General features: G+C 74.9%; 11 protein-coding genes and 2 pseudogenes. 12 read left to right on the top strand and 1 reads right to left on the bottom strand.

Annotated elements, in window-relative coordinates:
- The first annotated feature begins 62 nt into the window (after window positions 1-62).
- The 12 genes and pseudogenes from ACZ7JA_RS15920 (at window position 63) to ACZ7JA_RS15975 (ending at window position 12,345) form a co-directional block, all read left to right on the top strand.
- Window positions 63-641 (top strand): carbonic anhydrase, encoded by a 579-nt coding sequence (locus tag ACZ7JA_RS15920; RefSeq protein ID WP_351666820.1) that lies wholly within the window; start codon window positions 63-65, stop codon window positions 639-641.
- Window positions 642-649: 8 nt separating this feature from the next.
- On the top strand, window positions 650-2,176 hold the full coding sequence (locus ACZ7JA_RS15925) for a SulP family inorganic anion transporter (protein ID WP_470808760.1): 1,527 nt from the start codon (window positions 650-652) through the stop codon (window positions 2,174-2,176).
- A 147-nt stretch (window positions 2,177-2,323) separates the two neighbouring features.
- A complete protein-coding gene (locus ACZ7JA_RS15930) occupies window positions 2,324-3,154 on the top strand; it encodes a slipin family protein (RefSeq protein WP_351666816.1) in 831 nt (276 codons plus the stop codon).
- Between the two features lie 59 nt (window positions 3,155-3,213).
- Window positions 3,214-4,737 (top strand): FAD-dependent oxidoreductase, encoded by a 1,524-nt coding sequence (locus ACZ7JA_RS15935; protein ID WP_470808763.1) that lies wholly within the window; start codon window positions 3,214-3,216, stop codon window positions 4,735-4,737.
- Between the two features lie 85 nt (window positions 4,738-4,822).
- Complete coding sequence (locus ACZ7JA_RS15940) at window positions 4,823-5,677, top strand: polysaccharide deacetylase family protein (RefSeq protein WP_389302612.1); 855 nt, start codon at window positions 4,823-4,825, stop codon at window positions 5,675-5,677.
- 18 nt (window positions 5,678-5,695) lie between these two features.
- Window positions 5,696-5,887: a hypothetical protein gene (locus ACZ7JA_RS15945; RefSeq protein WP_351666810.1), complete on the top strand. Its 192-nt coding sequence runs from the start codon at window positions 5,696-5,698 to the stop codon at window positions 5,885-5,887.
- Between the two features lie 63 nt (window positions 5,888-5,950).
- The gene (locus tag ACZ7JA_RS15950) at window positions 5,951-6,670 is read left to right on the top strand and encodes an aminoacyl-tRNA hydrolase (protein ID WP_470808766.1); all 720 of its coding nucleotides are present in this window, start codon (window positions 5,951-5,953) and stop codon (window positions 6,668-6,670) included.
- A 121-nt stretch (window positions 6,671-6,791) separates the two neighbouring features.
- Window positions 6,792-7,679, top strand: a pseudogene (locus tag ACZ7JA_RS15955) (MbnB/TglH/ChrH family RiPP precursor modification enzyme); the annotation flags it as partial.
- Window positions 7,680-8,264: 585 nt separating this feature from the next.
- Window positions 8,265-8,813, top strand: a pseudogene (locus tag ACZ7JA_RS15960) (SCO6045 C-terminal-like domain-containing protein); the annotation flags it as partial.
- Between the two features lie 105 nt (window positions 8,814-8,918).
- Window positions 8,919-9,686, top strand: a complete 768-nt coding sequence (locus tag ACZ7JA_RS15965) for a DUF4142 domain-containing protein (protein ID WP_351666804.1) — start codon at window positions 8,919-8,921, stop codon at window positions 9,684-9,686.
- Between the two features lie 96 nt (window positions 9,687-9,782).
- Complete coding sequence (locus tag ACZ7JA_RS15970) at window positions 9,783-10,565, top strand: TIGR04222 domain-containing membrane protein (RefSeq protein ID WP_450747188.1); 783 nt, start codon at window positions 9,783-9,785, stop codon at window positions 10,563-10,565.
- Between the two features lie 148 nt (window positions 10,566-10,713).
- On the top strand, window positions 10,714-12,345 hold the full coding sequence (locus tag ACZ7JA_RS15975; RefSeq protein WP_470808770.1) for an alpha/beta hydrolase: 1,632 nt from the start codon (window positions 10,714-10,716) through the stop codon (window positions 12,343-12,345).
- Window positions 12,346-12,433: 88 nt separating this feature from the next.
- Here ACZ7JA_RS15975 and hemQ read toward each other — a convergent pair whose 3' ends face one another.
- Complete coding sequence (hemQ, locus tag ACZ7JA_RS15980) at window positions 12,434-13,165, bottom strand: hydrogen peroxide-dependent heme synthase (RefSeq protein WP_351666798.1); 732 nt, start codon at window positions 13,163-13,165, stop codon at window positions 12,434-12,436.
- Window positions 13,166-13,168 lie beyond the last annotated feature (3 nt).

Here is a 13,168-nt window from a genome sequence, read left to right on the forward strand (position 1 = left end):
CCCCCACGACCGTCGTGCAAGCCCGACGCGCCGGTGCGGCGCGCCAGGAGGAGTCCACACGCATGCAGCCCCTCATCGACAACGCCCGTACGTTCGGACAGCGCCCTGAGGAGTTCGCCGAGCTCGCCGAAGGCCAGTCCCCGCAGGTCCTGTTCATCACCTGCTCCGATTCCCGGGTCGTCCCGGCCCTGATCACGGGCGCCCGCCCCGGCGAGCTGTTCGAGCTCCGCACCGCGGGCAACATCGTCCCGCCCTACGCCTCGCAGCGCCCCACCGGCGAGGCCGCCACCATCGAGTACGCCGTCGAGGTGCTCGGCGTCCGCGACGTCGTCGTCTGCGGCCACTCGCACTGCGGCGCCGTCGGCGCGCTGGTGCGCGGCGACGACCTGACCTCCGTACCCGCCGTGCGCGACTGGCTCGCGCACGCCGCCGCGCGCCCGGCCGGCGCCCCGGAGGACCCGGAGGTGGCCGAGGGCGTCCAGAGCCACGTCCTCACCCAGCTGCTGCGGCTGCGCTCGTACCCGTGCGTCGAGCGGAGGCTGGCGCAGGGCCGGATCGACCTGCACGCCTGGTACTACGAGGTGCACACCGGCGCCGTACGGACGCACCGCCCGCAGACCGACACCTTCGAAGCCCTGTGAGCGCACCCATGACTAAGCCGACGCTCATATCCCGCTTCCCCCATCTGCGGCGGGACTTCACCGCCTCCCTCGTCGTCTTCCTGGTCGCGCTGCCGCTGTGCGTGGGCGTGGCCGTCGCCTCCGGGGCGCCGGCCGAGCTGGGACTCGTCACCGGCATCGTGGGCGGCCTCGTCACCGGGCTGATGCGCGGCAGCAGCCTGCAGGTGTCGGGGCCGGCCGCCGGACTGACCGTGCTGGTCTTCGAGGCGGTCAAGGAGTTCGGGCTGCCGGCGCTCGGCGTGATCGTGCTCGCCACCGGCCTGCTCCAGGTGCTCATGGGCGCGCTCGGGCTCGGCCGGTACTTCCGGGCGATCTCGGTCTCCGTGGTCGAGGGCATGCTGGCCGGAATCGGGCTGGTCCTGATAGCCGGCCAGCTGTATCCGGCCATGGCGGCCAAGGCCCCCGACTCGGGCCTGGGCAAGGTGGCCGGGCTCCCCCGGGCGTTCGTGGCCGCCCTAGGCGACGGACCGGCGCTCGCCTCGCTCGCCCTGTGCGCGGGCACCGTCGCGGTCCTGGTGCTGTGGCGGCTCGCGCCGGCCCGGGTCCGTACGGTGCCCGGTCCGCTCGCCGCGGTCGGCCTGGCCACGGCGGCCGCGGCCGTGCTGGACCTGCCGGTGGCGACCGTCGAGGTGAAGGGGCTGCTGGGCTCGGTGCAGCCGCCGCCGCTGAGCGCGTTCACCGGCCTGGCGGGTCCCGCGCTGCTCGGCACCGTCGTCGCGTTCGCGCTGATCGCGTCCGCCGAGTCGCTGTTCAGCGCGGCTGCCGTGGACCGGCTGCACGACGGGCCGCGCACCGCGTACGACAGGGAGCTGATCGCGCAGGGCGCCGGCAACACGGTGTGCGGGCTGCTCGGCGCGCTGCCGATGACCGCGGTGATCGTGCGCAGCGCGGCCAACGTGCAGGCGGGCGCCCGTACCAAGGCGTCCCGGGTGCTGCACGGCGTGTGGCTGCTGCTGTTCGCCGCGCTGCTGCCGGGCGTGCTCGCCCTCATCCCGATCCCCGCCCTCGCCGGCGTCCTGATCCACGCCGGGGCCAAGCTGGTGCCGGTGCGCGCGCTGGGCGCGCTGTGGCGCGAGCACCGGGGCGAGGCGCTGATCCTGGGCGTCACCGCGGTGTCGATCGTGGCGGTCAGCATGTTCGAGGGCGTACTCGTCGGACTCGCCCTGGCGGTCGTCAAGACGGCCTGGGAGGCCTCCCACCTCAGGCTGGAGGTCGTCGACAAGGGCGCGGGCCCGGTCGAGGCGCACCTGTCGGGCAACGCGACCTTCCTGCGGCTGCCGAAGATCCTCGACAGCCTGGAGTCGCTGCCCCAGGACCGTCCGGTGCGGCTGGACCTGTCCGGCCTGCACCACCTGGACCACGCCTGCCGCAAGGCCCTGGAGAACTGGGCCGAACGGCACAGCGCGGCCGGCATCGAGCCGGTCCGGGTCACAGCGCCGGCCCTGCCGGCCGCGCGGTCCGCGCCGGACGAGCAGGCCGCGGCGCCGGCGGCCTGAGCCCGCGGCCACCGCTCCCGGACCGGGGCGCCGCCCCTCGGCGCCCCGGTCCGGGACCCCGGCCGTCCGGCCCATGGCTTCCGCCCGAACGCGGGCATATGGTTGCAGCAGCGGACAAAAGGCAGGCCTCTCGGTGAGGAGGTCATCATGCTCCAGGAGCTGCTGGGGGCGGCCGTGGCCGCCGCATCCGTCGGCGTCGTCTACCTCGCGATGGCGGCGCGTGTGGTCAAGCAGTACGAGCGGGGTGTGCTCTTCCGGCTCGGGCGGGTCATGGGCGAGGTGCGCGAGCCGGGCCTGACGCTCGTGATCCCGTTCGTGGACCGGCTGCACAAGGTGAACATGCAGATCGTGACCATGCCGGTCCCCGGCCAGGAGGGCATCACCCGGGACAACGTCACCGTGCGGGTGGACGCCGTCGTGTACTTCCGGGTGGTCGACGCGGCGAGCGCCCTGGTGAAGGTCGAGGACTACAAGTTCGCGGTGTCCCAGATGGCGCAGACCTCGCTGCGCTCGATCATCGGCAAGAGCGACCTGGACGATCTGCTCTCCAACCGGGAGAAGCTGAACCAGGGTCTGGAGCTGATGATCGACAGTCCGGCCGTCGGCTGGGGCGTCCAGGTGGACCGGGTCGAGATCAAGGACGTGTCCCTGCCGGACACCATGAAGCGGTCGATGGCCCGCCAGGCCGAGGCCGACCGGGAGCGCCGGGCCCGGATCATCAACGCGGACGCCGAACTGCAGGCCTCCAAGAAGCTCGCCGAGGCCGCCGAGCAGATGTCCGAGACCCCGGCCGCGCTCCAGCTACGGCTGCTGCAGACGGTGATGGCGGTGGCGGCCGAGAAGAACTCCACCCTGGTGCTGCCCATCCCGGTGGAGCTGCTGCATTTCCTGGAGAGGGGCCACCAGCTCGGGCAACTGCCCACCCCCAACGGCGACGCGGGGCAGCGCCAGGCGCCGCGGCAGCCCGAGGAGAAGTGAGCGGGGCGAGCGGGACGTGAGCGGGACGTGAGCCGGGCCGGGCTGGGTACCCGGCGGCCATGCGCGAGATGCGACAGGTCACCGACTCGTACTGGCTGCGGACCGCCCCCGGGCCGTCCCACCCCGCTCTGACGGACGACGTCGACGTCGACGTAGCCGTCGTCGGCGCGGGCATGGCAGGGCTCAGCACCGCCCACGAGCTGACCCGGGCCGGGCTGCGGGTGGCGGTGCTCGAGGCCGGCCGGGTGGCGGCCGGGGTCACCGGCTACACCACCGCGAAACTGACCGCGCAGCACACCCTGGTCTACGACCGGCTGCGGCGCACCCGCGGCCCCGAGGGCGCGCGGCTGTACGCCCGCTCCCAGTCGGAGGCGATCGAGCACGCGGCCGCGCTGGTGACCGGGCTGGGCATCGACTGCGAGTGGGAGGCCCGGGACGCGTACACGTTCGTACGGGACGGCGAGCGGGTGGCCGAGGTGCGGGCGGAGGCGGAGGCCGCGCGGGAGGCGGGGCTGGACGCCTCGTTCACCACGGAGACCGGGCTGCCGTTCCCGGTGGCGGGCGCGGTACGGGTCGCCGGGCAGGCGCAGTTCCATCCGCTGAAGTACCTGCGGGCCGTGACGGCCGACCTGGTCGCGCGCGGCGGGCAGGTCTACGAGAACACCCGGGTCGTCGGCCTCGCGGAGGGCGGCGAGCCCTGCCGGCTGACCACCGAGTCGGGCCGTACGGTGACCGCGCGGGACGTGGTGATCGCCACCCACTACCCGGTCTTCGACCGGGCGATGCTCTTCTCCCGCCTCTCCCCCCGCCGCGAACTGGTCGTCGCCGGTCCGCTGGGCGACGGGCCCGACCCCGGGGGCATGTACATCACGCCGGAGGAGAACACCCGCTCGGTGCGCACCGCGCCGTACGGCGAGGACGGGCAGCGACTGCTCGTCGTCACCGGTGAGCACTTCACGCCGGGCACCGGCGATCCCGCGGCGGGCTTCGGCCGGCTCGCCGAGTGGGCGGAGAAGCACTTCCCCGGGGTGGACCTGGAGTACGCCTGGGCCACACAGGACAACGACTCCACCGACACCGTGCCGCTGGTCGGCCCGTTCCACCCCGGCGCCCGTCACACCTACGTCGCCACCGGCTTCGGCGGCTGGGGGCTGAGCGGCGGCATCATGGCCGGGCTGCTGCTGACGGCGCTGATCACGGGCGAGGACCGCCCGTGGAGCGACCTGTACGACCCGCGGCGGGTGAAGTCGGTGCTGCGCGAGGCGCCGTCACTGCTGAAGACCCAGGCCGAGGTGGCCTGGCACTTCGTGGGCGACCGGCTGCGCCCGCCGGCCTCCCCGGACGACCTGGCGCCCGGCGAGGGCGCGGTGGTCCGCGTCGGCGGCAGGCACCTGGCCGTACGCCGTGACGAGGAGGGCGCCCTGCACGCGCTGTCGGCCCGTTGCACCCACCTCGGCTGCCTGGTCGCCTTCAACGGGGCCGAGCAGGCCTGGGAGTGCCCCTGCCACGGCTCGCGCTTCGGCGTCGACGGCCGGGTCATCCAGGGCCCGGCGGTGCGGCCGCTGGAGGAGCGGGAGCTGTGAGGTGCTCCCGCCGCCCGGGTGACTCCATCGGAGCGTCATTAGTCATATGAACTGAAAACCGTCCGATAAATCCTATTTTCACACGGTGATCGCATCTCTACGCCGCCTCACCGCCTGCTGCGCCCTCGGCGCGGCCCTCGCCGCCTGCGGTACCGCGGGCAGCCCCGGGCCGGCCCGTCCGGCCCACGCCAACCCGGCCCCCTCCACATCCCCGTCCGCCTCCCGGCCCCCGACCCTCGCCCCGGGCCCGGGCGGCCTGACCCCGGTGTTCGAGCACGGCCCGCGCAATCTCGGCAAGACCGTGGCGCTGACCTTCGACGCCGACATGACCGCCGACGAGGGGCCCCGCGCCGCCTCCGGCGAGCACTTCGACAACCCGGACCTCATCGGCGCCCTGCGCCTGCTGAAGGTCCCGGCGACCGTCTTCATGACCGGCCGCTGGGCCGAGCAGTATCCGGCCCAGGCCCGCACCCTCGGCCACGATCCGCAGTTCGAGGTGGCCAACCACTCCTACAGCCACTACGCGTTCACCGGCGACTGCTACGGCCTGCCGACGGTCGGCGCGGACGGGATGCGCAAGGAGGTAGAGCGGGCGTACGCCTCCCTGCGCGCGGCGGGCGTGCCGCACCCGATGCCGTACTTCCGTTTCCCGGGCGGCTGCTACGACCGCCAGGCGCTGCGGGCGCTCGGCCCGACCGGGGTCACCGCGGTGCAGTGGGACGTGGTGAGCGGCGACGCGTTCGCCACGGACGCCGACGCGGTCGTCCAGCAGGTCCTGGACGGCGTCAAGCCGGGCTCGGTGGTCGTCATGCACTGCACCCGCAGCGCCGCCCCCACGACCGAGCGCGTGGTCCGCGCGGTCGTGCCGGAGCTGCGCCGGCAGGGCTACCGGTTCGTGAAGGTCTCCGAGCTGATCGGGGAGACCGACGGGCACCGGTGACCGCCCTACGCTGGAGACATGACCGACAACGACGACGAGACGTACTGCATGATCGTCGACACCGCCAGGCCTCCGAAGGCAGACGCTCCGCCCTACGCCGAGTGCGTCCTGTGCCGGGAGCCCACGGAGTACCCGGAGTCGTACAAGGGCGTCACCCTGTGCCCGCGCTGCGAGTGGCAGGAGGCCCAGCGCACCGCCTGCTCGGGCTGAGCGGCGGGCGGTGCGCCGGGCCCGTCCGAGGCCCCCGGCGGGCTTCTCGTAGGCTGGGCCCTTGTGAGTCATGCCCCAGCCGCCCCCGGTGACAGCCCCTTCCAGACCGAGCGCACCCCGCGCGACCAGGCGCCGCAGTTCGTGCTGCCGCTCGTCGTGCGGATCGAGAAGAGCGCTCCGCCCGCCCGTACCGACGCCCTGGAGACCGCCGCCCGCGCGGTGCTGCTGATGCTCGGCGACGACCGGGCCGTCGGGGACGGCGAGTGGGCGGAGGCCGTGCGGAACTGGGAGGACGCCCGGATCCGCAAGGTCGTGCGGCGGGCCAGGGGCGCGGAGTGGCGGCGGGCCGAGGCGCTGCCCGGCATCACGCTGACCGGGGAGTCCGCGGAGGTGCGGGTCTTCCCGCCGGTCCCGCTGGACGGCTGGCCCAAGGACCTGGCGAAGCTGCAGGTGTCCGGGACGGAGCTGGACGATCCGGAACCGCCGTCCGGCGCCGACCGCGCCCGGCCGGTGCTGTGGCTCAACCCGGAACTGGAGATGTCGGCGGGCAAGACGATGGCCCAGGCCGGCCACGGCGCCCAGCTCGCCTGGTGGGCCCTGTCCCCCGAGGCCCGTGCCGCCTGGCGCGACGAGGGCTTCCCGCTGTCCGTGCGCACCGCGGCCCCCGGCGACTGGCCCGGGCTCACCACCAGCGGCCTGCCCGTGGTCCGCGACGCCGGATTCACGGAGATCGCCCCCGGTTCCTGCACGGTCGTCGCCGACCATCCCGCGCTGCGCCGGTAGCCGCCGGGGCTCGGGCGGCGGCCGCGGCGAACCTCAAATGTTGCTCTGAACGCTCGCCGGCCAGGGTTCGGGGCCGCACCGCGGGGCCATACCCCCGTCATCCGGAGGAGGGGGTGCGGGCATGCCGCGACTGGGGACGGGCATCGGCTGGCGGCCGGAGATCGCGGACGCCGTGGAGGCCATGCCGGGCATCGACTGGGTGGAGGCGGTGGCGGAGAACGTCTGCACCGGCCACCTGCCGGAGTCGCTGCTGCGGCTGCGCGAGCGGGGCGTGACCGTGATCCCGCACGGCGTCTCCCTCGGCCTCGGCGGGGCCGAGCGCCCCGATCCGGGGCGGCTTGCGGCGCTCGCCGAGCGGGTGACGGCGCTCGGCGCGCCCCTCGTCACGGAGCACATCGCGTTCGTCCGGGCGGGCGGCGAGCTCACCGCGTCCCCGCCGCTGGAGGCGGGCCATCTGCTGCCCGTGCCGCGCACCCGGGACGCGCTCGACGTGCTCTGCGAGAACGTGCGGATCGCGCAGGACGCCCTGCCGGTGCCGCTGGCCGTGGAGAACATCGCCGCGCTGTTCTCCTGGCCGGGCGAGGAGCTGACCGAGGGGCAGTTCCTGTCCGAACTGGTCGAACGCACCGGCGTACGGCTGCTCGTCGACGTGGCCAACCTGCACACCAACCACGTCAACCGGGGCGAGGACCCGGCGGCGGCGCTCGCGGCGCTGCCGGTGGAGGCCATCGCGTACGTGCACGTCGCGGGCGGGGTGGAACGCGACGGCGTCTGGCACGACAGCCACGCGCACCCCGTGCCGCGCGCGGTGCTCGACATCCTGACCGACCTCGCGTCCCGCGTCACGCCGCCCGGCGTCCTGCTGGAACGGGACGACGACTTCCCCGAGCCCGCCGAGCTGGAAGGGGAACTGAACGCCATCCGCGCCGCCCTGACGGCGGGGACGGCCCGCTCGACGGGCCCCGGCAAGCCGGGCACGGCGGGGGCTCCGCCCGCCGGCAGCGAGCCGACGGCGGCGGACAGCGCCCCGGCGACCGGCGGCGCGCCGGTGGTCACCGGCAGCCCCGCCGACAGCGGTTACCGGCCCGCGAGCCGCGGCCAGGCGGAGGACGTCGATCCGGCCCGGGACGACGCATCGACGCCGGGCGACGCTCCGGCCCGGGACAAGGCATCCACGCCGGGCGAGGCTCCGACCCAGGGCAAAGCCCCAACGCCGGGCAACGCTCCGGCCCGGCACGGCGCACCGGCGGTGAGCGGCGAGCCTGCCGCGAGCGACAGCGGGGCCGAGGGCGGCGACCGGGCAGGAGACGGCGGCAGCCGGGCCGCGAGCGACAGCCAGGCCGAGGACGACAGCCCAGCCGAGGGCGACAGCCAGGCCGAGGGCGACAGCCAGGCCGAGGACGACAGCCAGGCCGAGCGCGACAGCCAGGCCGGGTACGGCGGCAGCCGGGCCGATGGCGACGGCAGGTCCTGGGACGACAACAGGACCGGGAACGGCCCCGGCCGGGCCGAGGGCGGCAGCCGGGAAGCGGGCCGCAGCCGAGTCGGGGACGACCGGGCCGAAGGCGACAGCACGACCGGGGACCACAGCCGGGCCGAGGGCGGCGCCAGCCGGGCAGTGGAAGGCAGCCGGACCCGGCCCGACGGCGCCAGCCGGTCCGACGGTGCCAGCCGGCCCGACGGCGCCAGCCGGGAAGAGGACGTGGGGCCGGTGGGGACCGTCGGGGGCGCGGGCGGGGAAGAGGCTCGGCAGCGGCTGGGTGTCGCTCAGGCCGCGGTGCTGTCGTCGCTGGTGGCCGGGACGCCGGTGCCGGAGGGGTTCGACCGGGCTCGGATGGGGGTGCAGGCGCGGGCCCTCGCGGCCAAGCGGGCGGGTGTGGTGGCGAAGGTGGCGCCCGAGCTGCCGGTGATCCTCGGGGACGGGTACCGGGCCGCGTTCCTCGAGTACGCCCGGAGCCTGCCGATGAGCGGCGGCTACCGCCGGGACGCGCTGGACTTCGCGGGGCACCTGCTCAAGCTGGGCCGCCCCGACGACCCGGCGGTCCGGCGGGAACTGCGCGAGTGGTGGCTGCACCGCGCGGGCCCGGCGCCCCGGCCGAGGGGCCTGGCGGCACGGGCGCGGGTACTGCTGCGCAGGGCCTGATCCGCCCGGTCCGCCCCGGGCCATCCGCCGTGACCCGTTCGCCCGGCCCCGCAGTAATATGCCAACCCCGCACCCAGCACCCCGGAGTGCGGTGCAGGAGGCACCATGCGACCGCGACCCCCCGTCAAGGGCCGAGGCATACTCAGCGGCACCGGGCTCATCATCACGGCCCTCGCGGCGACCGCCGCGGCGCTGCTCTTCCCGCTGTGGTCCTACGCCGGCCGGCAGGACGGCACGGCCGCCCAGGTCCTCGCCGCGCGGACCGTGACGACGCCGTACGGCCCGCTGTCCGAGCGGGACCGGGACTTCGTCACCAAGGTCCGGCTGGCGGGGCTGTGGGAGCTGCCGGCCGGCCAGATGGCCCTGGAGAAGGGCACCACCCAGGCCGTGCGGGACGCGGGTCAGCATCTGATCGACGGCCACACCTCGCTCGACGCGCACGACCGCACCGTCGCCGCCCGGCTCGGCGTGCCGCTGCCCGACGAGCCCAACGCACAGCAGAGGCAGTGGCTCGCCACGCTGCGCACCGCCCAGGGCCAGGAGTTCGACCGGCAGTTTGCGGGCCTGCTGCGCCTCGCCCACGGCCGGGTGTTCTCGCTGGTCGCCGAGGTTCGTGCCGGTACCCAGAACACGCTGGTGCGCGATCTGGCCGACGACGCCAACACGACCGTGCTGGACCACATCAAGGTCCTCGAGGCGACCGGGTACGTCGACTTCTCCGCGCTGGCCCGGGACCTCGCGACCACCCCCTCCCCCGTGCCGACGCCCCCGGTCACCGACGCCGGTTCGGCGGTGCCGGTCGCGCCCTCGCCGTCCGGGTCGTACGCGATGCCGCCCGCCACCTCGACCCCGCTCCCGGTCGACGCCCCCTGACCTGCGAGACAAACGGAACGTCACGTACCGGCAACGCTCGGTCCGGATGCTGGGACGGGCGTGGCGTTTCCCAGGGCCCTGGCATAGAAACACGTCATGTTCTGGGTCCTTCTGCTGCTTCTGGCCTGGGCGTTCGCGGGCGTCGCGTGCACCCGGCTGTGCCTGGCCGCGGTCCGCGCCGCGGACCTCGACGCCAACGGCGTCCCGACCGATCCGGAGCACGATCTGACGCTGTACGAGGCGGCGTTCCTGTCCGGCGGTCCGGCGCGGGTCGCCGACGTCACCATGGTCTCCATGGCCCGGCAGCGGCGGCTGCTGCTCGCGCACACCGGCTGGGCCACGGTGGTGGATCCGCGCGGCCGCGACGACATCGAGCGGTCCGTCATCGGGGCGATAGGGCCCGATGGCCAGTCCAGGATCGCCCCGGTACGGGCCGCCGCGGCCGGTGCCGAGGCCGTACGGCGCCTCGCCGACGGACTGGTGCGTTCGGGGCTCGCCGTGCCGGACGGCGCGCGGACGACGGTGGCGGACGGCGTCCGCCAGGTGCGGGCCGCCGCGCTGGCCGTGTGCGCGCTGGCGCTGGCCGCCCTGCTGCTGCCCGCGCAGACCGGGATGCCCCGGTTCCTCGTCACGCTGTGGTTCGCGCTGCCCCTGGCGCTGACCGTGAGCTGCCTCGCCATCGCGCGGATCGAGGCGCACCCCTACTCGCGCTGGGCCTCCCCGGCCGGCCAGCGGCTGCTGGGCACGCTGCCCCGGCGGCCCGGCGGTGACGGCGACGAGCGGTCCTTCCTGACGTCCGTCGCCGTGCGGGGCGTCCGCGCTGTCGGCGAACCGGAGCTGCGCGCGGCCTTCGCCCACCGCGACCGCCGGGGGGAGTGAGACCGCCCATCGGGGGCGCACCGGGGGCATTCCCGGCGACACCGCCGCGCGGTGCTTGCCTTCACCGGGAGCCGAACGAAACATCCCTTGTGTGATCGTCGGGCCGTGGCAGCCGTGCCATCGCCGCCGCGCACCGGAGGGATACGCGATGAGAGCTGCCGCCCTGTACTCGGCCGCCGGGTCCCTGCTCCTCGCGGCCCTGGCGGCGGCTCCGGCGGACGGCGCCGCGGGCGCGCCGGCCACGGCCGAGGCGCGCGGAACCACGGTGGCCGCGCAGCGGGCGCGCGAGGCCGGCGTCGAGTTCGCCCGGTGCGACGGCCGGGACGCGCCGCGGAGCCTGGAGTGCGGCACGGTGCGCGTCCCGCTGGACTACGCGCGGCCCGACGGCAAGCAGATCGAGCTGACCGTCAGCCGGGCCCGGGCCACCCACCGGGACCCGCACAACAGCAAGCGGAAGGTGCCCCGGCAGGGCGCGCTCGTCTACAACCCGGGCGGCCCCGGCGCCTCCGGCATGTACTTCCCGATGGCCCGCACGCTGCCCGCGTGGCAGCGCATCGCCGCCGCGTACGACCTCGTCGGCTACGCCCCGCGCGGGGTGGGCCGTTCCGCGCCGCTGTCCTGCGTCGAGCCGAAGCTCTTCCTCCACGCGCCCACCGAGTCGCCGTCCCACCCCTCAGAGCAGTACAAGCGGCAGCGCATCGCCCGGGCGAAGGCGTACGCGCGCGGCTGCGCCGAGCGGTCGGGCAGCGGGCTGCGGTTCTACAACTCGCTGAACAACGCCCGTGACCTGGACGTCCTGCGGGCGGCGCTGGGCGAGGACCGGCTGACGTACATGGGCGCGTCGTACGGCACCTACTTCGGCGCGGTGTACGCGACGCTGTTCCCCTCGCACGTCCGGCGGATGGTGCTGGACTCCGCGGTGGACCCGGCCCCGCAGAAGGTCTGGTACCGCGCCAACCTCGACCAGTCCGCCGCGTTCGAGGACCGCTGGGCGGACTTCCGCGAGTGGGCCGCCCGGCACGACGGCGTGTACGGGCTGGGCGACACCGCGGCGAAGGTGCAGGACAGCTACGACACCGCGCGGGGCCGGCTCGCGGGGAAGGCGGCGGGCGGCAAGGTGGGGCCGGGCCAGCTGCAGAACGCGTTCCTCCAGGCCGGGTACTACGACGACCTCTGGCCGGGCCGGGCCGCCGCGCTGTCGGCCTATCTGAAGGGCGACGCCAGGGCGCTGGTCGACCTGGCCGCGCCGGACGCGGGGACGGCCGCCCAGGCGGAGAACGCGAGCGCGGTCTACACGGCCGTGGAGTGCAACGACGCGCCCTGGCCGACGGACTGGAAGGTGTGGGACCGCGACAACACCCGGCTCGCGCGCAGCGCGCCGTTCGAGACCTGGGACAACGCGTGGATGAACCTGCCCTGCGCGTACTGGCCGGCCCCGCGGCAGCGGCCGCTGGACGTGCGGACGGGTCCCGGTGAGCTGCCGCCGGTGCTGGTCCTGGCCGCGGAGCGTGACGCGGCCACCCCGTACTCGGGTGCGCTGGAGATGAGCCGGCGGCTGGCCGGCTCGGCGCTGGTGACCGAACGGGACGCCGGTACGCACGGCCTCGGGGGCGGCCCCAACCGGTGCGTGAACGGCCACCTGGACGGCTACCTGCTGGAGGGCCGCGTCCCGGGGCGGCGCGCCGCCTGCGCACCGCGCCCGGAACCGAGGCCCGAGGACCCGGCCTCCCCCGCGGCGAAGCGCCCCGACCGGGACGCCCTCAAGGGCAAGGCGTCCTAGGCCGGCCCCGCCACCAGGTCCGCGATGTCGCGGCGGCGGCCCGTGCCCTGTCCCCCGGGGGACAACCCTCGGACCCCCGGCCGACAGCTCAGGCCAGCCCCGCCACCAGGTCCGCGATGTCGCGGCGGCGGCCCGTGAAGAAGGGGACCTCCTCGCGGACGTGCCTGCGGGCCTCGGAGCCGCGCAGGTGGCGCATGAGGTCGACGATGCGGTACAGCTCGTCGGCCTCGAAGGCCAGCATCCACTCGTAGTCGCCGAGCGAGAACGAGGCGACGGTGTTGGCGCGGACGTCCGGGTAGCCGCGGGCCATCTTGCCGTGGTCGGCCAGCATCCGGCGGCGGTCCTCGTCGGGCAGCAGGTACCAGTCGTAGGAGCGCACGAAGGGGTAGACGCTCACGTAGTCGCGGGGCGTCTCGTCGGCGAGGAACGCCGGGATGTGCGAGCGGTTGAACTCGGCGGGGCGGTGCAGCGCCATGTTCGACCACACCGGCTCCAGCGCGCGGCCCAGCCGGGTGCGCCGGAAGAGGTTGTACGCCTCCTGGAGCTGGTCGCTGGTCTCGGCGTGCCACCAGATCATCAGGTCGGCGTCGGCGCGCAGCCCGGAGACGTCGTAGGTGCCGCGGATCGTCACGTCCTTCGCGGCGAGCTGGTCGAACAGCTCCTGGACCTCTTCGGCGTAGCCCGCGCGGTCCTCCGGGAGCACGTCCTTCAGCTTGAAGACGGACCACAGCGTGTAGCGGATGACCTCGTTGAGGTCCTTGGCCAGCTTGCCCTTGTTCGGGATCCTGCCGGTCTCGGGGGTGGAGGCGTCGTCACTCATGTT

The sequence above is a fragment of the Streptomyces sp. NPDC038135 genome (genome assembly GCF_055601245.1).